The organism is Myxococcales bacterium, from assembly GCA_016720545.1.
Taxonomy (GTDB): domain Bacteria; phylum Myxococcota_A; class Polyangia; order Polyangiales; family Polyangiaceae; genus JAAFHV01.
On sequence record JADKKK010000012.1, the window covers coordinates 31,328 to 52,194 of the forward strand.

Below are 20,867 nucleotides of genomic sequence, written 5' to 3' on the forward strand. Positions count from 1 at the left end.
TTGAGAGGCCTCAGGGCCTCGGCCCGCTTTGGCTTGTCTTGTTGCCGGTTCCGGCGCTTCGCTTTCGCTGAGGTGCGCTACTCCCGGCGCGCCGAGGCGCTGCTTCCTTGGGCTAAGAGCCCCTCTCCCGCGCCCGCGGAGAGAGGGGTTTCGTCTTCGTAGCCCGCGCGCGCGCGCGGCAAGCCCAGGGAGCCCTGGCCCGCGCGGGTCGAGCACGCACGCAGCTCGCGGTCTGCGCTCAGAACTCGGCGCGGACGGTCACGAACTTGTTGTTCACGGTCTTGTCCGTGAGCTCCTTGTACGTCTTCGCGCCTGCCTCGGTTCGCAGGCCGCCGAGGCGACCCGGCTCGGTGACGAAGAACATGACGTTCACGCCCTTGTCGCGCTGCTCCTTCACCCACTTGGTGAACGGCGCGCCGGAGGAGACGAACGCGGGGACGCGGTTCGACGTGTAGAAGTTCTCGCCCTTCCAGTTCATCTGGTAGGCCACGAGCGGCTCGTTCGGCGAGGAGCGGGCCTTGTAGTACGCCTCGATGACCTCGCGCTGGCCCCAGTGGGGCGCGGTCTTCACCATGTAGACGTCCACGCCCCAGGCGCCGAAGACCAGCCCGAGCGCCACGAACAGGCTCACCGCGTGCGCCCGCATGCGCTTCACCGCGAAGAGCATCGACGCGAGGATCGCGATCGCCGCGAACGCGCGGAGCGCCGCCGAGAAGTCGAGGTGATCGGGCCAGGTGCGGCGATAGTTGTACGTGAAGAGCTGGAGCAGGCGGATCGCGCCCGGCTGGTCGGCGCCGAACGGCTTCGTGCCGAGGTCGCGCCCGACGAGCACGAGGAGCAGCGCGCCAGCCACCGCCGCGGTCGCGATCATGAGCGCCTCGTGGGGCGCCCGGATAGAGGCCGCGTCTTCGGGCTCCACGGAGAGCCCGCCGCGGTACGGGGTCTTGTCGTCGCGGACCACCGCGCGCGGCGCCTCGTCCTCGTCGCTCGCGGGGCGGCTCCAGACGGCGATGGTCGCCCCCACGACCACGAGCCCGAAGACCACCATCGCGGCGCCCACGAACATCGAGGGCTCGGCGAGCTCGCTCTGTGTGGCCCCGAGCTTCGTGCCGAGCACCGAGCCCGGGAAGAAGCGCGACACGCCGTAGACCAGCGCCGCCGCGCCCACGAGCATGCCAGCGCCGTACGGGAGCACACGGTCTCGGCGCGCCCACGCGGTGCGGCGCATCGCGTCGTCGAGGGCCACGCCGATGAGCATCGCCGCCGGCGGCACCGCCGGGAAGATGTAGTGGTGGAACTTCGTGCCCATGAACGTGAACAGCGCGAAGGCGAACACGAACCACATGACGAGGAAGATCGAGGCGTCGCCGCGCCCCTCGTCGGCCGAGTCACTGCGCCGCAGCCAATACATCAGACCTAGAGGCGCGAGGCCCGTCCACGGGAAGAGCGCGTAGCCGAGCTGCCAAAGGTAGAAGCGGATCGACGTGTCGTCGCCCTCGTTCGTGTCGTGCACGTGCGAGAAGGCGCGGTTGAACATGTCGTGGAAGAACAGGCGATCGGTGAACGGCGAGCCGTGCCGGATGTACATGGCGACGAACCACGGCGCCGCGACGGTGGCGAGCACGAGCAGGCCGCTCCACAGCTCGAGCTTCGTGATCTCCGACCAGCGCTTCTTCGTGGCGACGTACGCGAACGCGCACACGCCGGGCAGGATGAAGCCCGCGGGTCCCTTGCCCATCGTGGCGATCGCGGCGAAGAACCAAGCGCCAATGTAGAAGAGCCGGCGCGTGCGGCGCTCCCCCCAGTTCAGGTAGAGGAGGCCCGAGAGCAGCGCGAGCCACACCGTGCCCTGCACCGACGGCTCCACGCTGCCGAAGAACCGGAGCATGGAGGGGCCGAAGCCCGTGGGGTTCGACGGCAGGCCGCGCGGGATGCTGGCCGGCACGGCCGCGTGGCAGGCCTCGTTCCCCGGGAGCCCGCAGTTCAGCGCCGAGCCCGCCCGGAACTCGTCGAGGTGGAGCCGGAAGCCCTTGGCGCCGCTCCCGTAGAGCACGAGCTCCACGTTGCGCGTGAGCAGGTACACGATCTGAGGCAGCGCGCAGATCAGGATCACCCCAAAGAGCAGGTGAAACCCCGAGAGGCGCAGCTTGCGGCCGAACGCGTCGACCTCGTAGAGGCGCGCGCGCTCTCCCTCCGAAGTGTTCAGGCCGAGCAGCAAGAGGCCCATCGCGGCGGTCATGGCCGACACGAAGGGCATGTCGGTCATGGTCTGGTGCGCGAGGAAGAACCAGTCCGGCATGGTCACCAGCACCACGCCCCCGAGCAGCCCCGCGCGCCGGCCGAACACCTTCGCGACGCCCTTGTAGACCACGTACTGCGCGAGGATGGTCATGAGCACGTTCGGCGCGCGCACGACCCACTCGGGGTGGGCGAAGCCGCCCTGCATCATCTGGTCGGCCTGGTAGTGCGTGCCGAGCGCGGACATCGCCAGCGACTGGATCCAGAAGTTAAGGATGGGCTTCGACCAGAACCAGCCGTCTTGCGCCCACCAGAGCGAAATCCAGTCGTCGCGCGCGAGGATCTCGCGGGCCACCTCGCCGTAGTGGGTCTCCCAGGGATCCCAAAGCGAGAAGACGCCCATCGCGGGGAAATAGAGCAGGGCCCCGGCGAGCACGACCCAGAAGCCGTGGCGCTTCAGCAGCGGGCGGTCTTGGTCGAGCTCGTCCTTCGCGTACGGGCCGAGCACTACGCCGGCCTTGAAGACGCTGGCGACGAACGCGATGAACGTGGCGGTGACCACGATGCCCCAGCCCCACTGCGGGCCGAAGGTGTTGGCCTGGGCGAGGCTGAGCGAGCCCGCGAACGCGCAGAACGACCCGACGGTCGCGGCGAGCGGGACCGCGAGGGCGCCGAACGCGCTGCGGTGGACCACGCGCTCTTCGGGGTCGTCGAACGAGCCCAGCAGGTCCATGACGCCGAACGCGGCGACGCACGCGAAGACCACCCCGAGCGGCACGCCGAGGCGCCACTGGGCGTTCTTCGCCATGAGAAAGAAGAGCCCGAAGCCGCCGGCCAGCACGAGGCCAAGGGCCTGAACGCGCAGAGGATTTCCGCGGCGCTTCTCGGGCTGGGGAGCGTCAGCGTCGGGCGCGTCGGCCTTGGGCGCCTCGACCGAAGCGGCGTCGGCCCCTGCCGCTTCTGGCGCGGCCTGCGCGTCGGCCTTCGGCGCCTCGACCGGGGCGGCGTACGCCTGCGCGTCGACGGTCGGCGGCGTGGACCTCGGCCCCGCCTCGGACGGCTCGGCGGTCACCGGGGGCTGGGCCTCGGGCGCGGGCGGATCGTTCGCCGGATCGGCGGGGGAGGGCGCGTCGTCTTTGTTCGGGGGTTCGCTCATGGCCGGCTCAAGCGCAAGATCCGCACGGGATTAGCAACTTTGGGAGCGCCGGGCTATCGGTTTGCCTCGGGGCCGCCATTTGCCCGCGCCGCGCGTCGAGGCGGTGGAGCGGGGCGTTCCCTCGGGGCGCGGGCGGGCCGCGCGGGCGTCGTGCGCCGGTCGCGCCCGCCGCGACGAGGCGTCGCCGCGCTGAAAATCGTGCGCTCGCGGTGGCCCTGATGCAGACTTCGCGCGCGCAGCGCGGAGGGGGCCCGCAGGTCCCTTGGAGGTCGAGCAATGAGACGTGTCGCCGTCGTGGTTCCGGTCCTGCTCGTCGGGCTCGTGTTGGCCGGCTGTCCGCAGTTTCCCTCGGCGTGCGACTACGGCGGGTGTGGCGACGGCGGCCTCGCCGACGGCGCGACGCTCCCTGGCGAGGGCGGTGTGGATGGCGGTGTGGACGCGCCGCCGCCGCCCGGGTGCGACACCGTGACCGACCCGACGAAGAACCCCGAGAAGTGCCTGGTGGACGGATTCGGCGTGTACGTGTCGCCCACGGGGAGCGACGCCGATCCTGGCACAAAGGCCAAACCTTTCAGGACGTTGGCCAAGGCGCTGGAGACGGGCCGGCAGCGGATTGTGGTGTGCGATGGCCAGTACGACGTGGGGGCCACGCTGACGCGGGACGTGGAGGTGTACGGCGGGGTGGCGTGCACGTTCGACAAGGCAGGCCCCAGGGCGCGGCTGGTGGGGCTGGCGGGGAACGAGGCGGCGGTGAGCGTGGAGGCAGGCCGGGTGCGGCTGACCGACGTGGACCTCACGGGCCCGACGAGCGGGCCGGGCGCGAGCTCGATCGGCCTGCGAGTGAGCGGTGCCACCACGGTGGTGGAGGCGGTGCGGAGCGTGGTGCGCGGCGGGGCGGCGGGCGCCGGACCGGACGGGACGCTGGCGGCGTTCACCCTGGAGCCGCGAGCGACCCCGGGAAACGCGGCGATGGGAGCGAACGGCGGCGGGCTCGCGATGCACTCGTGCCCAAGTGGGACGAGCGGCGGCACGGGCGGTCGAGGTGGTCTCGGCACGGCGGGCTCCGAAGAGCCCGGAATCGCCGGAGGCCCAAGCGGGACGGGCGGCGCGGGTGGCACGATCGCCGAGTGCGCTGGCGGGCAGGGCGGGCGGCCTGGTGCCTCTGCCGGAGATCGCGGACCGGGCGAGGGCGCCAAGAGCGTGGGGGCCCTCACGAGCAACGCCTGGGCGCCCGGCAAGGGGGCGAGCGGCCTGCCGGGCGAGCCCGGACGGGGAGGAGGAGGCGGCGCAGGACGCGGCGCGGGAGGTGGCGGCGGAGGCGGAGCCGGAGGCTGCGGCGGCGCCGGTGGAGGAGGCGGAGCGGGAGGTGGCGCGAGCTTCGCGCTGCTCTCGCTGGGCGCGACCGTGAACCTGGTGTCGACGGAGCTGGTGTCGGGGAAGGCCGGCGCCGGAGGCAAAGGCGCCGCGGGCCAACCGGGGCAACGCGGCGGCGCGGCGGGGGTGCCAGTGCCCGACGGCTGCTCGGGCGGCGTTGGGGGCGACGGCGGAGGCGGCGGAGCAGGTGGTGGCGGCGCGGGAGGCGTGAGCGTGGCGCTCGCGTTCGCAGGCAAGAAGCCCACGACCGACCCGGCCACCAAGCTCACGGCCGACGCGACCAACGCGGGCGCGGCCGGCGCAGGCGGCGCGCCGGGCACGAACGACGGAGCGGCCGGCCAAGCGCTGCCCGCGCTGGAGCTGAAGTAGCGCCGCGCGCTTCGCGCCCGCGCACCTCCGCGACGGACTCCCGTCCGCGCCGCGCGCCGTCGCCCGCGCCGTCGCCCGCTGACATCGCTCAAGTCGCCGCCGCGGAAGGGGAGCCATGCTCCACCGGTGGGCGCTCAGACCTCCGAGCAGAACCGAGGAGGGGCGCCCGTGAGACGAGTGACGTCCTCGGGGGTGTCGAGATCGGTCAGGACGTCGGGATCGTCGACCGGGACGCGCACCCGGAGCGGCCCTAGGGACGTGAGCAGCTCGCGGAGGGGCGGCGCGGGCGGCGCCGACCCGCGCCGATACCTCGCGAGCGCGGCGCGCCGCAAGATCGCAGGGTGCCCGCCGCGACCTTCGCATGTGGGGGTGGCTGCAAGCGCACCGGCGGCGAGCGCGTCGAGCAGCGAGGCCAGGGTGGCCGTGGACACCGGGAGGGTGTCGATCGGGGTGATCAACACGAATTCGCCAAGCGCCGTGGAAGGCGGGCCGCCGAGCGCCTGCACGGCGAGCGCGAGAGAGCCGGCTTGGTCTGGCGCGGACGAGGAGACCACGATCACCGGCGCCGCTCCCTCGGTCGCGTCCAGCGCGCACTCGCGGGTGAGCCACGCGCACTCCTCCGGACTCGCCACGATCACGACGCGCCGACAACCGACGACGCGCGCCTCCCGAAGGTGCCTTCTCGCGAGCGAGACGCCGCCGATCAGGATTCGCCCTTTCGCCCCTCCCATGCGACGGCCGGTGCCCGCGGCCAGAACGATCGCGTCGAGGCCAGGTGCCATATGTGTGGACTAGTCGATTCGAACGGCGCTCACGACTGGAATCGCTGCTGCGGAGAAGAAGGCGAGACCCGGGTCGTCCCCTGGCGACGCGGGCCACAGGTGGTCGACGAGACACTCCGCGATGGGCTGCAGAGCGCGTCCGCGTGCGATCCGCCCATTCACCGGAAGATCGCCCTCCTTCACGCCATGATCGACATTGGCGTCGACGCGGTCTCCATCGGGCTGCCCGCGGCAGGCCCCCGCGCGGTGCGAGACGCCGTCGCGCTGGCGCGAGAGGTCTCCGACGCGAGACTGCCGGTCCGCATGACCGCCGCCGCGCGGACCACGGCCGCAGACGTTCGGGCCATCGCGGACGTGTCCGCCCGCGCGGGGCAGGCCATCGACGTCTATTCGTTCATCGGCAGCTCGCCGATTCGGCAATACGTCGAGGGATGGGCGCTCTCGTTCCTGCTCGAGCGCGTGGCGGAGGCGTCGCGGGTCGCGCGCGCGGCGGGGCTGCCCTTCTGTCTCGTCCTCGAAGACACCACTCGGACGCCGCCCGCCGTGCTTCGGCAGATGTTCGCGGCCGCCGTCGAGGCCGGGGCTGCGCGCATTTGCCTCTGCGACACGGTCGGCCACGTCGACCCGAGCGGCGCGGCGGCGTTGGTGGACTTCGCGACGGGGCTGCTTCGTGAGCTCGGGGCGCCCGAGGTCGAGCTCGACTGGCATGGGCACAACGATCGAGGCCTCGCCCTGGGCAACGCGCTCGCGGCCGCCCGCGCCGGCGCGTCGGCGGTCCACGCGACCGCCGGCGGCGTCGGCGAGCGATGTGGGAACACGGCGATGGAGCACCTCGTCGAGCAGCTCGCGGCTGCCGGGGTTCGTCGGGCGCCGCCCGCCGCCGCGTTGGGCGCGTACAGAGCGCTCGCGGAATCGGCGCTCTCCGGCGATCTCTCGATGGTCGCGGAGCCTCAGGAGCCGCTGCAGCTCGTGATCAACGGCGACAACGTCCGCACTTCGGTCGCGCCGAGTCGGACCTTGCTCGAGCTGCTTCGTTACGATCTGGACCTCACGGGCACGAAGCAAGGGTGCGACAAGGGAGACTGCGGCGCGTGCACCGTCCTCGTCGACGGTGAGCCCGTGCTCGCCTGTCTCACCCTCGCGTTGATGTGTCACGGACGACAGGTGACGACGGTCGAGTCGCTGAGCGGTGCCCCTTCGCTGGACGGGCTGCTCGACGCGTTCGACCGTCGCGGTGCTGGCCAGTGTGGGTTCTGTACACCCGGGATGCTGATGAGCGCGAAAGCGCTCCTCGCCCGCGACAAGCGGCCCACGCGAGCGGCCGTGCGGGCCGCGATCTCCGGCAATCTGTGCCGGTGCACGGGATATGGGGCGATCGTCGATGCGGTCATGGACGAGGCGGCTCGTGCGCGAGGCGAGCGCGCATCGCCCATGCCCAGCGGGGAAGAGCACGCTCCCCCACCGCTGCCTCCGTACCGGGAGCGCTCCTCGTGAGCGCCGAGGGGCCGGTCGGGCGCGCGGGGAGGCGCCACGACCTCGTGCGTCGCGTCCGCGGCGAGACGCGCTTCACCGACGACATCAAGCTCCCGCGCATGCTCTTCGCGAAGATCGTTCGCTGCCCGCACCCTCACGCCCGCATCGTCGGAATCGACGCGTCACAGGCCCTGGCGGTGCCCGGGGTCGTCGCGTGCATCACCGGCGAGGACCTGCCAGGCCGCTTCGGCATCATCCCGTGGACGCCCGACGAGCACGCGCTCGCGGTCGGGACGGCGCGGTACGTTGGCGACGGCGTGGCGGCGGTCGCGGCCATCGACGAGCGCACGGCCAACATCGCGAGCCGGCTGGTCCGCGTGGAGTACGAGCGACTCCCCGCGGCGACGACGCTGGACGCGGCGATCACCATGCCCGAGCTCGGTCTCGGCGACTCGCGACGCGACAACGTCAGCAAGACCGTCGAGCTCGCCTTCGGCGACGTCGACGGGGCGTGCGAGCGAGCAGACGTGGTCGTCCGGGATACGTACTTCTTCGAGGGGAGCGCCCACGCGCCCATCGAGACCCACGTGGCGATCGCGCAATTCGACGGCGCAGGTCTGCTGACCGTGTGGTCCTCCACGCAGGTCCCGCACTACCTGCACCGCGAGCTCTCTCGAGTGCTCGGCGTATCCCCCACACGTGTCCGCGTCATCCAGCCGCCGGTGGGCGGAGCGTTCGGGGGGAAGAGCGAGCCGTTCGGGCACGAAATCGTAGTGGCGAAGCTCGCCATGCTGACGGGGCGTCCGGTGAAAATTCTGCTGACCCGTGAGGAAGAGTTCTACGTGCATCGCGGTCGACACCCCATGCGGATCGACCTCGCCGTGGCGGCGACGGACGCGGGGGAGATCACGGCGATCGACGCTCACACCGCGATCGACGGCGGAGCGTATTCGTCATTCGGTCTGGTCACGACCTATTACTCAGGACAGCTCCTCACCGCACCGACGACCACGGCGACGTATCGCTTCTGCTCGGCTCGATACTTCACCAACAAGCCTCCCTGTGGACCGAAGCGAGGTCACGGGAGCGTGCAGCCACGCTTCGCCCTCGAGGTGGCGCTCGACAAGCTCGCCTCGAAGCTCGAGATGGACCCCATCGAGCTCCGCAGGAGGAACGCCGCGGCTCCTCAGTCAACCACGCTCAACGGGATGCGGATCACCTCGAACGGCTACCTCGAGTGCCTCGCCAAGGTCGAGGAGGCGTCCGGTTGGCGACGGCGCCGCGGCGCGCTCGGGCGAGGGCGCGGCCTCGGCGTGGCCTCATCGGCCTACATCTCCGGGACGAACTACCCAATCTATCCGAACGACATGCCGCAGAGCGCGGTTCAGTTGAAGGTCGACCGCTCGGGGGTCGTCACGGTGTTCAACGGCGCGAGCGAGATAGGTCAAGGCACCGACACGTTGATGGCGACCCTCGTGGCCGACGTCCTCGGCATTGGACTCGGGTCGATCCGCGTGGTCTCGGCGGACACCGATCTCTGCCCCGTGGATCTCGGCGCGTACTCGTCACGGGGCACGTTCATGAACGGCAACGCGTGCTTGATGGCGGCCCGCGCGATTCGAGACAAGCTCGCCGTGGTCGCCTCGGAGGCGTTCGGGTGCGAGCCGTCGCGCCTGGTCTTCTCGGGGGGCTACGTGTGCTCGCTGGACGCCGCGGGGCATGCGCTCGCCGTCGACGAGGTCATCCGGCGCGCCGAGGCCCGGTTTGGGACTCTCGGCGCGACGGGCTTCTACAAGACCCCACCGGACCTTGGAGGGGCCTATCGCGGCGGGAAGATCGGGGCGTCGCCCGCCTACTCGTTCACGGCCCACGTCGCCGAGGTGTCGGTCGATGAAGACACGGGCGTCGTCACGGTGGTCAAGGTCTGGTGCGCGCACGACTGCGGCAGGGCGATCTGTCCCACGCTCGTGCACAATCAGATCGAGGGGAGCGTCTATATGGGGGTCGCCGAGGCGCTCTTCGAGGGACACCTGATTGACGATAACGGGCTCCATCACGGTCCAAACCTGCTGGACTACAGAATACCCACGAGCCTCGACGTCCCGGAGATCGAGTCGATTCTGGTCGAGCCGTACGACCCGGAGGGGCCGCTCGGCGCGAAGGAGGCGGGCGAAGGGCCTCTCCACTCCAGCATCCCGGCGGTCGCCAACGCGATCTATGACGCCGTCGGTGTCCGACTCGACAGCCTCCCGTTCTCTCCAGCACGAGTTCTGAACGCGCTCCGCGCGCAGCGAGCCGCGCGTGTCTAGGGTCGGGCGCGGCCCCGCGGATCGGCCCGCGAGCGACGAACGCTCGCGGAGGCCCCACCCCGCGATCTCGTGTCGTCACCACCAGCCTTGAGCGCGGAGCCCTAGGAATGCTGCCACTCCCTCCGTTTTCTCTCGCCACGCCGGGCTCGATCGAGGAGGTCCTCGCGTTGCTCCGGGAGCACGGCGAGAGCGCCACGCTGGTGGCGGGTGGAACCGATCTGCTCCCGAACATGAAGCATGGACTGCTCACGCCGCGCTGGCTCGTGTCGCTGGCCGGGGTCGCCTCGCTCCGCGGCATCTCTTACACGGAGAGCTCCGTCCGAGTCGGTGCCATGACCACGCTGGAGGCCATTGGGGAACACCCCGCGATCCAAGCGCACGCGCGCGCGCTCGGGGAGGCGGCGCGCTCGGTGGGGGGGCCACACCACCGCCGGATGGGGACCCTGGGAGGGAACCTCTGCCTGGACACGCGCTGTCGGTACTACAACCAGAGCCACTTCTGGCGCGAGGCGCTCGGGTACTGCCTGAAGAAGGACGGCGCGATCTGTCACGTCGTGGCGGGCGGCAAGCGATGTGTGGCGGCGGCCTCGAACGACACGGCTGCGGCGGCGATCGCCCTCGACGCGACGGTCTCGATCGTGGGCCCCGGCGGGTCTCGCGCTGTCCGCGCGAGCGACTTCTACACCGCGAACGGCCTCGCCAACACGGCGCTCTCCGCAGGCGAGGTCGTCACCGCGCTCGTGGTGCCCGTGGTGGCCGGAAGGATCAGCGGGTACCAGAAGCTGCGCACGAGAGGGGCCATCGACTTCCCGCTCCTCTCGCTCGCGGCGCGAGTGGATCTCGACGGCGACCTCGTCTCGCAGCTCGAGATTGTGGTGTCCGCGCTCGCGGCGCGGCCCAGGTCGGTCGGCAAGGCGCGCCCGCTGGCCCTCGGGGCGCGCCTCGCGGAGCTCCCGACGGAGGCGATCGCGCAGGCTGCACGCGCCGAGTGCACGCCGCTCCCCAACATCGAGGGCGACGCGCTCTGGCGACGCGAGATGGTGCCGGTGCTGGTCCGAGAGGCCCTCACTCGGCTCCAGCGTTCGGTCTGACTCGCGCGTCGCCACGAAGCGGGCGGCGGGCCCGCGCGGCGAAGCAGGCCCCCTGCCTTCGCGCGGGCTCGCAGTGGGTCAGTCCAGCTCTTCCGCGAGCGCCCGCGCCTCCTCCAGCCGGGCCTTCGCGTCGAGCAGGGCTTTCTTCTGCCCGTGCGCCTCGTCGACCACCTCCTTGGGCGCCTTCTCGGCGAACGCTTTGGAGCCGAGCTTCTTTTCGATGGCCGAGAGGTCCTTGTCGATGCGCTTCTGCTCGCGGGCGATGCGCTCGAGCTCCTTCGCCCGCGTGACGTGCCCGGAGAGATCGACGAGCACCTCGATGGCGCCACCCTCGTGCGGCACCACGCTCGCCATCGTGCCCTTCGGGCGCGGGCCGCCGGGGGCCTCCACCGACGGCGCGGCCTCCTTGTCGGTCTTCACGAGCACGCGGATGGCCGGCCAGCGCGCCGCGAGCAGCGCGCGGACCTCCACCGACGCGCAGCGGAGCGAGAGCTTCACCTCGGCGGCCGGGTGCACCTCGTGCTCGCTGCGGATGGTGCGGGCGGCGACCACCACGGCCTGCAGGACCGCCATGTCGGTGTCGGCCTTCGCGTCGACGTTCGCCACCACGCCCGCGCGCGGCGTCGGCGCCAGCGCGATCGAGCGGGTGGGCTTCGCGCCGGGGAGGCGCTGCCACAGCTCTTCGGTGACGTAGGGCATCATCGGGTGAAGGAGCCGGAGCGAGGCCTCGAGCACGCGGTAGAGCGTCGCGCGGGCGCCACGGACCGCCTCGCTCGCCGACGCCTCGCCGGTGGCGGCGCGCAGCGTGGGCTTCACGATCTCGAGGTACCAGTCGCAGAAGTCGTACCAGAAGAATCGGTAGAGCTCGTTCGACGCCTCGTCGACGCGGAACGCCTCGATGCCGGCGTGCGCGATCTCCGACGCGTGGGCCAGCCGCGAGAGGATCCACGCGTCGTAGGGGCCGAGCGCCGTCGCCGGCGCGTCGGGCGCGTCGGGCACGTAGTCGCCGAGCAGCTCGAGCGAGAGCCGCGTCGCGTTCCACACCTTGTTCACGAAGTGGCGATATCCCTCGATGCGCTTCGGCGCGAGGGCGATGCGCTTGTTGCTGGGCGGGAAGGTGGTGAGCGTGAAGCGGAGCGCGTCGGCGCCGTACGCAGGGAATCCCGACTCCATCGTCGCCGCGGACGGATAGGCCTTCTTGAACTTGGCGAAGGCCTCGTCCTTCGGCGCGCCGGGCAGCGTCTTCTCCATCACCTCGGCGAAGGTGGCGCCGTACACGAGGTCGAGCGGGTCGATGACGTTGCCCTTCACCTTGCTCATCTTGTCGCCGGTCTCGTCGACGATGAGTCCATGGAGCAGCACGCGTGAGAAGGGCGCGCGGCCCATGAAATGGATCCCGAACATCATCATGCGCGCGACCCAGAAGAAGAGAATGTCGTAGCCCGTCTCTAGATCGCTCGCGGGGTAGAACTTGTCGAGCAGCGGGGTCTTCTCCGGCCAGCCGAGCGTGGCGAACGGCCAGAGCGCGCTCGAGAACCAGGTGTCGAGCACGTCAGGGTCCTGGGTCCACCCCTCGCCACACTCCGCGGGGCGCTCCCGCGCGACGCGGATCGCGCCGTCGGGGCCGTGCCACGCGGGGATCTGGTGGCCCCACCAGAGCTGCCGCGAGATACACCAATCTTGAATGTTTTCAAGGAAGTGGTCGTAGGTCTTGCGCCACTCATCGGGCACGATGGTGGTCTCGCTGGAGGCCACCGCGGCGAGCGCCCGCTCGGCCATGCCGTCCATCTTCACGAACCACTGCGTGGAGAGCATGGGCTCGACGACCGTGCCGGAGCGCTGGCTCTTCGGCACGGTGAGGCGGTGCTGCTTCGTGCCGCGCACGAGGCCCTTCTCGTCGAGCGCCTTCTTCACGGCGGTGCGCGCCCGCTCGCGCGGCAGGCCGCTGAAGGCGCCGGCGTTCTCGTTCATGGTGCCGTCGAGGTGGAGGAGGTTTATCTCCTCGAGCCCGTGCCGCTTGCCGGTCGCGAAGTCGTTGAAGTCGTGCGCAGGCGTCACCTTCACCGCGCCGGTCCCGAACTTCGGGTCGACGAGGATGGCGTCGCAAATGACGGGGATCGTGCGCTCCGCGAACGGGTGGGCGAGGCGCTTGCCGTGCAGGTGCGTGTACCGAGGATCGTCGGGGTGCACGGCTACCGCGGTGTCGCCGAGCATGGTCTCGGGGCGGGTGGTCGCCACCACGAGCTCGTCGTCGCTGCCGATCACCTTGTAGGCGAACTCGAACAGCTCGCCGTTGTTCTCTTCGTGGTCCACCTCGAGGTCGGAGAGCGAGGTGCGCAGCACGGGATCCCAGTTGATGAGCCGGGTCGCCCGGTAAATGAGGCCCTCCTCGAAGAGGCGCACGAAGGCCTCGCGCACGGCCACGTTCTGGTCGGCGTCCATCGTGAACTTGGAGCGCTTCCAGTCGGCCGAGGCACCGAGCACGCGCTGCTGCTCGGCGATGCGCCCGCCGCTCGTGGCCTTCCACGCCCAGATGCGCTTCTCGAACTCCTCGCGCCCGAGGTCGAAGCGCGTCTTGCCATCGCGCGCGAGCTGCCGCTCCACCACGGTCTGGGTGGCGATGCCCGCGTGGTCGATCCCTGGCTGGTAGAGCACGTTGAAGCCGTCCATGCGCTTCTTGCGGACGAGCACGTCTTCCAGCGTGGTCATGAGCGCGTGGCCCATGTGGAGCGAGCCGGTCACGTTCGGTGGCGGCATGGGCACGCAGTAGACGGGGCGCGTGTCGCCCGCGCCCTCCTCGGCGTGGAAGACCCCCTCGGCCTCCCAAAAGGCGAACCACCGCGCCTCGACCTCGCGGGGCTCGTATCCGCGGGTGAGGTCGGGGACGGCGCCTCCACGCGCGTCGCCTGGCGCGCTGGGGTCGGCGGAGGGGAGGGGCTGCGTGTCGTCGATCATGCCCCCCTTACTACTCCGGGCCGATTTCCCTACCAACGCCCAAAATGAGGCGCGCCGCCCAGCTGCGCGTGTTTCGCGCGAGCGGACGGCGTGGAGCCCGTGAGCCAGCGAGCTCAGCGCGTGAGGCGCGCGATCTCTTCCTTGATGAGGGTCTCAGCGAGCTGAGGGACGACCTCCCAGACGACGCGCTCGACGATCTCGCGCGAGAGCGCGAGCACCGCGTCGGCTTGGGCCGCGCTGAGGCCGAGGCCTTCGAGCTTCGGTGCGAGCTGCCCGTTCACCTGGGCAGCGAGGGGGCTCGTGGCCGCCGCGGGGGCGGCCGTGAACTCGGGCGCCCCCGTCACGAAGGTGGCCGTGCCCATGGGCTCGGCGCGCGCCGGAGCGGGGGAGCGCTGTGGAGCAGGCGCAGGAGCAGGAGCAGGCGCAGGCGCAGGCGCAGGAGCCGCGGCGACCGGGGCCGCTGCGCGCGGCGCGGGAGCGGGCGTGGGCGGCGCGGGCGGTGCCGCGGCGGCGGGCGGCGCGGGAGCGGGCGCAGCGCCCGGCGAGAGGGGCACTTGATCGCCGAAGATGAGCGTCGCGTTCTTGCGCACCTCCCCGCCGAGCGAGGGCTGCGTGGACTTGCCGAGCCCGGCGGCGGCCGGTCGCGAGATCGCGGCGGCCGGCGCGGCGGCCGCGGGCGAGGCCTCGCGGGTGGCGATGGCCTTCTTGACCTTGTCGATGAGCTGCTGCGTGTCGAAGGGCTTGTCGGCGAAGTCGTCGGCGCCCGCGTCGCGGCCGCGGCCCTGGTCGTAGGGGTGATACCGGCTCGCGAGCAGCACGATGGCCGCGTTAGGGTGGGCCTGGCGGAGCTCGCGGGCCAGCGCGTACCCGTCGTCGGCGCCGAGCACGGTGTCGAGCACGATGGCCGCGGGGCTCTCCGCGAGCCGCGAGGCCGAGGCGGCCCCGTCGGCCGCGACGACCTTGAAATCCTCACCGCTGAAGGTGATTTCGAGCACCTTGCGCATGGTGGCGCTGTCGTCGACGGCAAGCAGAGTCTTGGGCACGGGGGGCTCCTCGGGATACGAGAGAAGGTGGCGCGGGGCCTCGGTGGACCCTTCGCACGCCAATCGGACGGGCGATTGTCTCGACGTTCTCGGGATGGTGTCAAGCTTGCTGCCCGAAGGGTGTCATTTTCAGCTGGCGCGGGCGGGCCAGGCGCGGGCGGCGCGGCGGCGCGTGGCGACACCTCGCCTTCGGTTCGGGGCCCATCGACCTTGGTTCGGACCCGGGGCTCACCTCCGGTTTCCTGGGCGCGCGCCGCCGGGACGGCGCATGATGGGGCGTGCCCCCCGTCCACCATGAGGTCCCTGCCGAGCTCGAGGGCCACGCCCTCGACGGCGTCGTGCGCGCGCTGTTCAACCTGACCTGGGGCAAGGCCCGGAAGAGCGTCGAGGGGGGCAAGATCACCCTGGACGGAGCCCTGGTGACCGACGGCCTCCGTCGGGTGCGCCGCGGCAGCGTCGTCGCGTTCGACGAGGCCGCTCGGCGCCCGCGCACGACCGATCTGCCCGGCGACGCCATCGTGTACGTCGACGCGCACGTCGTGGTCGTCGAGAAGCCGGCGGGCATCAGCACCGTGCCGTACGACGACAGCGAGACCGGAACGCTCGACGAGCGCGTCCGCGCCTACCTGTCGCGCACGTCGCAGCGGCCGGGGCGCCCGAACCTCGGCGTCGTGCATCGCATCGACAAGGAGACGAGCGGTCTCGTGGTGTTCACGCGCACGTGGCTCGCCAAAGAGAGCCTCACGGCCCAGTTTCGCGCCCACACGGTGCACCGGCGCTACGACGCGCTCGTGCAGGGGCGCGCCTCCTCCAAGACCGTGGTGAGCCACATCCTGCAAGACCGCGGCGACGGTCTGCGAGGCAGCGCCGAGCGACAGCGGGGCATGGCGCGGGCCACGGGCGGTCAGCGGAGCGTGACCCATGTGGAGGTGCTCCGGCACCTCGCGGACGCCACCTGGGTGTCGTGCCGCCTCGAGACCGGGCGCACCCACCAGATCCGAGTGCACCTCTCCGAGGACGGCCACCCCCTGGTCGGCGAGCGGGTCTACATCCGTGGCTACACCGGCCCCCAGGTGCCGGGCGCGCGCCTCATGCTCCACGCGGCCGAGCTCGGGTTCGAGCACCCCAAGACCGCCGAGCCGTGCCTCTTCAAGAGCACACCGCCCGCCGATTTCGTCGAGACGGTGGCGCGGCTCGAGCCGCCCGCGGAGCCCCGGCGCGCGGCGGGGCCTCGCGCGCGCTTCGAAGAATAGCAAACAAGATTCATGGTTTGAAGCGGGTCGCGGCCGCCCGATGGGGCGAGGGCTGGGCCGAGGCGACCCCGGAGGGCTCGGGCTCTTCGTGTGTCAGCGAGAGGTTGACAGGCCCATCGGTTCGCGGTCAACACACGCTCCGTGCCCATGATCACCCAGCAAGACCTCGTCGTGAGGACCCTCGGCGCCCGCACCGTCCCCTCTGGCCTCGGGTTGTCGACGATCCCTGGCGACGAGGTCGCCGACTACGTGAAGGATGGCGCCCGCGTGCTGCTCAACGTGGAGATGGTCGAGGGCGGCGAGCCCCCCCAGTCTCTCCTCCTCGAGAAGGCGGGGCCCCGTGAGGAAATCTTCTTCGAGCCCTCGTACACGACCGCAGCGATCGTGACCTGCGGCGGGCTCTGCCCGGGCATCAACAACGTCATCCGCTCGATGGTGCTCCAGCTCCACCACAAGTACCGCGTGCGCCGCGTCATCGGCTACCGCTACGGCTACCAAGGGCTCGACCCCGCGTCGGGGCTCCGCCCGATGGAGCTCGGGCCCGACCAGGTCGCGCACATCCACCGCCAGGGCGGCAGCTTCCTCGGGCTCTCACGCGGCAGGCGCGACGTGGGCGTGATGGTCGACACTCTGGTCCGCGACGGGGTCGACATCCTCTTCGCGATAGGCGGCGACGGCACGCAGCGCGGCGCGCGGGCGATCGAGCTCGAGGTCGAACGGCGCGGACTGTCGATCGCGGTCATCGGCGTCCCGAAGACGGTCGACAACGACGTGGCGTTCGTCGACAAGACCTTCGGCTTCGACACCGCGGTCGAGCTCGCTCGGTTGGCCGTCGACGCCGCGCACACGGAGGCCATCGGCGCCCGCAACGGCGTGGGCATCGTGAAGCTCATGGGGCGCGACTCGGGGTTCATCGCCGCCGCCGCCGCGCTGGCCAGCCGCGACGTGAACTATTGCCTGCTGCCGGAGGTCCACTACGACCTGGAGGGCCCCGAAGGGCTGTTCGCCGAGCTCGAGCAGCGCCTCCAATCGCGCGCCCACGCCCTCATCGTCGTGGCCGAGGGGTGTGGCCCCAACATGGGCCTCCTCCCCCCCGAGCACGCCGCCCGCGATGCCTCCGGCAACGTGCGCTACGGCAGCGCGGGGGACATCGACGTCGGTCCGCGCTTGCGAGACGCGATCACGCAGCACTTCTCTCGCGTCGGGCGCGATGTCACTGTAAAATACATCGATCCGAGCTACATGATCCGCAGCGTGCCCGCGAACGCTCAGGACTCGATCTTCTGTGATGCGCTCGCCCGGCACGCCGTGCACGCGGGCATGGCCGGCAAGACGGGCATCATCGTCGGGCGCACGCACCGCATCTTCACCCACGTGCCGCTCTCGGTGGTCACGAGCCAGCGCAAGTGCATCGATCCCGACGGCGACCTCTGGCTCGCCGTGACCGAGACCACCGGGCAGCCGCCCCTCCGCGCGCGGGGCACGAGCCGGAGCAGCGAATTCCCGGTCGCGGTGCTCGACTGACGTCTTGACGCGGGTCCACCGCGGCGCCACCCTGCGCGGTCGCGGGCCACGCCAGAGGCGGGGTCGCCGCGAGACACGAATACAGAGACACGAGACACGAGACACGAATACAGAGACACGAGACGACACGAGACACGAGGAGGGGATGCTCATGCGAAACAAGGTTCTGGTCGGGCTCTTCTTGCAGGGCGTTGCGCTCTCCATCGGCTGCGGGGCGGAGCCCCTGCCCCCGCTGCCGCCGCCGCCGCCGCCGCCGCCCCCGGTGACCGTAGCCCCGCCGCCGCCGCCCGCCGATCCCCCGCTGCCGCCGCCGAAGAAGTCTCTGGCCGAGCTCCAGCAGGCCGCCGGGAAAGGCCTCGCGGAGGCTTTCGCGGCGGGCGACGCGAAGAAGGCCGCGAGCTTCTACGCCGAGGCGGCGGTCATCAAGGTGCCGGGCATGCCCGACGCCACTGGGCGAGCCGGTATCGAGAAGGCGCTCGCTCAGCACTTCGCCTCGTTCTCCCACATCAAGATGGGGGAGCTGCGGGTCTTCTCGAAGGGCGAGGTCGTCATCACCGAGTGGGTGCTGAACGCCACGCACTCTGGCGAGTTCATGGGCATCAAGGCCAGCGGCAAGCCGGTGGGTTGGGCCGGCGCGAGCGTGGTGCGCTTCAACGAGGATGGCACCATCCAGGAAGAGCACACCTACTGGAACGCCGCGGTCGTGGCCTCTCAGGTCGGCGCGACGAAAGAGAAGAACCGCGCGGTGCCGGCCCTCCCGACGGGCGCGCCGCAGGTGATCACCGCGCAGGGGACGAAGGAGGAGGAGCACAATATCGCGACGCTCGCCCTCATCAACCAGACCTGGGAGGCGAAGGACGAGAAGAAGTGGCTCACGATGCTCACCGACGAGGCGAGCTGGGACGACCTCACGATGCTCGAGCCCGCCAAGGGCAAGGTCGCGGTGCAAAAGTACTTCAAGATGCTCTCGGTGGCCTTCCCCGACGCGAAGACCACCACCGAGGCGTCGTGGGGCATGGGCGACTGGGTCATCGAAGAGGGGACCTACGCGGGCACGAACAAGGGCCTCTACATGGGCGCCCGGCCCACCCGTCGCCCCGTGGTCATCCACGAGCTGAACCTCGTCCAGCTCGACAGCTCGGACAAGATCGTGCGCGCCATCACCTACGGCAACGACATGGAGATGAACGCGCAGCTGTCGCCTCCGAAGGCTGCGCCGAGAGCCGCGCCGATCCCCGCGGCCAAGCCTGCGCCAGCCAAGCCCGCCGCGAAGCCGGCGCCGAAGAAGTAGCCCGGTCGAACGCCGCGGTGTTCGCCGGGGCGCGCGTCGCGAGCCCCCGAGCGAGCCGTCTCACCAGACGTACTCGGGGATCTCGCGCCTCGTGAAAGAGCCGTCCTGCGGGTCGAAGACCTGGGCGCTGAGCTCGGTCAGCGCGCCGTCTTCCGCGAACGTGTACACGTTGAAGCCCGCCATGCGATCGGCGTCTTCGTGGTGAAGCGACGCGCTCGTGGCCCCAATCACCGTGGGGCGGGTGCGCGCGCTCGCTCGGCGCACGAGCCGCCGATGCAGGTGGCCGTGCAGGACGACGGAGGGCCGCGCGCTCTTCAGCGCGTGCTCGAGCTCCGCGCCGTCGTGCAGACTCTCCAGCACGGCCTTCAGCGACGAGCGCGGCGGATACGTCGGGTGATGCACCAGCACGACCGGCGTCTTGTCGCGTACGCTCGGATGCGCGAGGATCGCGTCGAGCGCGCGGCGCTGCGCGCCTCCCAGCCGCCCCGCCGCGATGAACGGCGGCCGAGGCACCGCGCTCGAGAGCCCGACGATCGCGAGCGGTCCGCGCACGCGGACGAACGGGAAGCGCCCTCCGGCGAGCGCCAGCGAGTGCTCCGGGAGATCGCTGCTCGTGTATTCTGCATACATGCGCTCGAACGGGAGCATGCGCACGTCGCGCACGTAGGTGTCGTGGTTGCCCGGCACGAGGCTCACCTGCGACGGAGGCAGCCCGAGCTCGTCGCGCAGCATGCGGAGCACCGCCCGAAACTCCGGCTCCAGCGCCAGGTTCGTGAGATCGCCCGTGATGACGACGTGATCGACTGCGGCGCGGCGCACCTCGCGCATGAGCGCGGCGGCCGTCTGCGACCGGTGCTGGTGGTTGCGCTTGAAGCGGAGGTTCGCGTAGCCGAGCAGGCGCTTGTTCGCGTACGCGAGCGGGGAGACGCCCGCGAGATCGAGCACGTGGAGGTCGGAGAGGTGAGCGACTTTCACCCGGTGCACACTACTGCACGCGCGGCCGCCGTGGTCACTTCGCGCGAGTGAGACGCGGGGCGGGCGCGGGAGGCGCGCCGACGTCGTACGCGCAGCGGAAGCCAACCTCGGGGCTCTGGTGCAGGAGCGTCGTCCCCCGCGCGGCGCCGCGCAGGAACGCAGGCCCCTCTCGGAAGGAACCGCCGCGGACCACGTGGCGACCGCCCGTAGCGGGGCCCTTGGGGTTCGTCTCTTCGGCGCCGCTGTAGCCGTGGCCGTTGCCGTCGATGTCGTAAAAATCGGAGACCCACTCGCCCGCGTTCCCCGCGAGGTCGAGCACCCCTTGCGGCGTCGCCCCGTCCGGGAACGAGCCCACCTCGGCGAGGCCCACGAAGCCGTCCGTGGCGTCGGTGGGATCGGGCGCGAACGCCCCGTGGTTGGCGAGGTGCGGATTCCACACACGCCCCCACGGGTAGCGGCGACCCTCGGGGCCGCGCGCGGCAAACTCCCACTCGGCCTCGGTGGGGAGCCTGCCGCCGGCGAAGGCGCAGTACGTGCTCGCCGCCTCCCAGGACACGTGGGTCACCGGGAGCCGCGGTCTCGCGAAGCGCGCATCCGAGGCCTCGAAGCCCGGGCGCGCGCACCGGCCCGCCGCGACACACCGGCCGAAGTCGGCGACGGTGACCTCGCTCCGGTCGAGGTCGTACGGCGTGAGGTGCACCTCGTGCAGCTGACCCTCGGCACGGAACAGGAAGGCGATCTCGCTGCAGCGGTCGCGGAGGATCTCGGTCTGGCAGGAGATCTGCGCGAGCTTCATTTCGACCGGCGACGAGCCCATCAAGAAGCGCCCGCCCGGGATGCGCACCCGGGGCGAAACGGGGACCGCGAGGATCACGACACCGCGTCGCTCCGCGCGAGCGGCCGGCGCCTCGGGCAGCGCCGTGGTCCACGAGGCGAGCCCGGCGTGCGCCCACGGCTCGGGTCCGCCGAGCACCGCGGCGCACGCGAGCGCCACGACCGAGACTGCTCCGCGAGACCTCATCCTCCGCAGCGTA

General features: G+C 71.2%; 13 protein-coding genes and 1 pseudogene. 8 read left to right on the forward strand and 6 right to left on the reverse strand.

Annotated features, from left to right (window positions below; genetic code table 11):
• Nucleotides 1–238: 238 nt before the first annotated feature.
• Nucleotides 239–3,394, reverse strand: a complete 3,156-nt coding sequence (locus IPQ09_20750) for a glycosyltransferase family 39 protein (protein ID MBL0196608.1) — start codon at nt 3,392–3,394, stop codon at nt 239–241.
• Between the two features lie 276 nt (nt 3,395–3,670).
• On the opposite strand from IPQ09_20750, the gene IPQ09_20755 reads away from it, so the two are divergent.
• A complete protein-coding gene (locus tag IPQ09_20755; GenBank protein ID MBL0196609.1) occupies nt 3,671–5,137 on the forward strand; it encodes a DUF1565 domain-containing protein in 1,467 nt (488 codons plus the stop codon).
• A gap of 134 nt (nt 5,138–5,271) precedes the next feature.
• On the opposite strand, the gene IPQ09_20760 is transcribed toward IPQ09_20755, so the two are convergent.
• Entirely contained in the window at nt 5,272–5,919 is a 648-nt protein-coding gene (locus tag IPQ09_20760; protein ID MBL0196610.1) for an NTP transferase domain-containing protein, read from the reverse strand.
• Between IPQ09_20760 and IPQ09_20765 the strand changes: the two are divergent.
• From IPQ09_20765 to IPQ09_20780, 4 genes and pseudogenes are all read left to right on the forward strand, one after another.
• Nucleotides 5,920–6,765, forward strand: a pseudogene (locus tag IPQ09_20765) (2-isopropylmalate synthase).
• Nucleotides 6,766–6,855: 90 nt separating this feature from the next.
• On the forward strand, nt 6,856–7,413 hold the full coding sequence (locus tag IPQ09_20770) for a (2Fe-2S)-binding protein (protein MBL0196611.1): 558 nt from the start codon (nt 6,856–6,858) through the stop codon (nt 7,411–7,413).
• Between the two features lie 44 nt (nt 7,414–7,457).
• Complete coding sequence (locus IPQ09_20775; protein ID MBL0196612.1) at nt 7,458–9,701, forward strand: molybdopterin-dependent oxidoreductase; 2,244 nt, start codon at nt 7,458–7,460, stop codon at nt 9,699–9,701.
• A gap of 107 nt (nt 9,702–9,808) precedes the next feature.
• Nucleotides 9,809–10,792: an FAD binding domain-containing protein gene (locus IPQ09_20780; protein MBL0196613.1), complete on the forward strand. Its 984-nt coding sequence runs from the start codon at nt 9,809–9,811 to the stop codon at nt 10,790–10,792.
• Nucleotides 10,793–10,870: 78 nt separating this feature from the next.
• Here the strand turns inward: IPQ09_20780 and IPQ09_20785 are convergent, their stop codons facing one another.
• Together IPQ09_20785 and IPQ09_20790 are read right to left on the reverse strand one after the other, a co-directional pair.
• Nucleotides 10,871–13,747, reverse strand: a complete 2,877-nt coding sequence (locus IPQ09_20785) for a valine--tRNA ligase (protein MBL0196614.1) — start codon at nt 13,745–13,747, stop codon at nt 10,871–10,873.
• 113 nt (nt 13,748–13,860) lie between these two features.
• A complete protein-coding gene (locus IPQ09_20790; protein MBL0196615.1) occupies nt 13,861–14,790 on the reverse strand; it encodes a response regulator in 930 nt (309 codons plus the stop codon).
• Nucleotides 14,791–15,068: 278 nt separating this feature from the next.
• Between IPQ09_20790 and IPQ09_20795 the strand changes: the two genes are divergently transcribed.
• The 3 genes from IPQ09_20795 to IPQ09_20805 all read left to right on the forward strand — a co-directional run bounded on the left by IPQ09_20795 (nt 15,069) and on the right by IPQ09_20805 (nt 18,858).
• On the forward strand, nt 15,069–16,043 hold the full coding sequence (locus IPQ09_20795) for an RluA family pseudouridine synthase (GenBank protein ID MBL0196616.1): 975 nt from the start codon (nt 15,069–15,071) through the stop codon (nt 16,041–16,043).
• Nucleotides 16,044–16,190: 147 nt separating this feature from the next.
• Entirely contained in the window at nt 16,191–17,567 is a 1,377-nt protein-coding gene (locus IPQ09_20800) for an ATP-dependent 6-phosphofructokinase (protein MBL0196617.1), read from the forward strand.
• 151 nt (nt 17,568–17,718) lie between these two features.
• Nucleotides 17,719–18,858, forward strand: a complete 1,140-nt coding sequence (locus IPQ09_20805) for an ester cyclase (protein ID MBL0196618.1) — start codon at nt 17,719–17,721, stop codon at nt 18,856–18,858.
• Between the two features lie 60 nt (nt 18,859–18,918).
• Here IPQ09_20805 and IPQ09_20810 read toward each other — a convergent pair whose 3' ends face one another.
• Together IPQ09_20810 and IPQ09_20815 are read right to left on the reverse strand one after the other, a co-directional pair.
• The gene (locus IPQ09_20810; protein ID MBL0196619.1) at nt 18,919–19,833 is read right to left on the reverse strand and encodes a metallophosphoesterase; all 915 of its coding nucleotides are present in this window, start codon (nt 19,831–19,833) and stop codon (nt 18,919–18,921) included.
• A gap of 34 nt (nt 19,834–19,867) precedes the next feature.
• Nucleotides 19,868–20,854, reverse strand: a complete 987-nt coding sequence (locus tag IPQ09_20815; protein ID MBL0196620.1) for an SUMF1/EgtB/PvdO family nonheme iron enzyme — start codon at nt 20,852–20,854, stop codon at nt 19,868–19,870.
• Nucleotides 20,855–20,867: the final 13 nt, after the last annotated feature.

Coding starts and splice junctions, on each gene's coding strand:
- IPQ09_20750 (MBL0196608.1), bottom strand. CDS start 3,394: ATGAGCGAACCCCCGAACAAAGACGACGCGCCCTCCCCCGCCGATCCG.
- IPQ09_20755 (MBL0196609.1), top strand. CDS start 3,671: ATGAGACGTGTCGCCGTCGTGGTTCCGGTCCTGCTCGTCGGGCTCGTG.
- IPQ09_20760 (MBL0196610.1), bottom strand. CDS start 5,919: ATGGCACCTGGCCTCGACGCGATCGTTCTGGCCGCGGGCACCGGCCGT.
- IPQ09_20770 (MBL0196611.1), top strand. CDS start 6,856: ATGGTCGCGGAGCCTCAGGAGCCGCTGCAGCTCGTGATCAACGGCGAC.
- IPQ09_20780 (MBL0196613.1), top strand. CDS start 9,809: ATGCTGCCACTCCCTCCGTTTTCTCTCGCCACGCCGGGCTCGATCGAG.
- IPQ09_20785 (MBL0196614.1), bottom strand. CDS start 13,747: ATGATCGACGACACGCAGCCCCTCCCCTCCGCCGACCCCAGCGCGCCA.
- IPQ09_20800 (MBL0196617.1), top strand. CDS start 16,191: ATGATCACCCAGCAAGACCTCGTCGTGAGGACCCTCGGCGCCCGCACC.
- IPQ09_20805 (MBL0196618.1), top strand. CDS start 17,719: ATGCGAAACAAGGTTCTGGTCGGGCTCTTCTTGCAGGGCGTTGCGCTC.
- IPQ09_20815 (MBL0196620.1), bottom strand. CDS start 20,854: ATGAGGTCTCGCGGAGCAGTCTCGGTCGTGGCGCTCGCGTGCGCCGCG.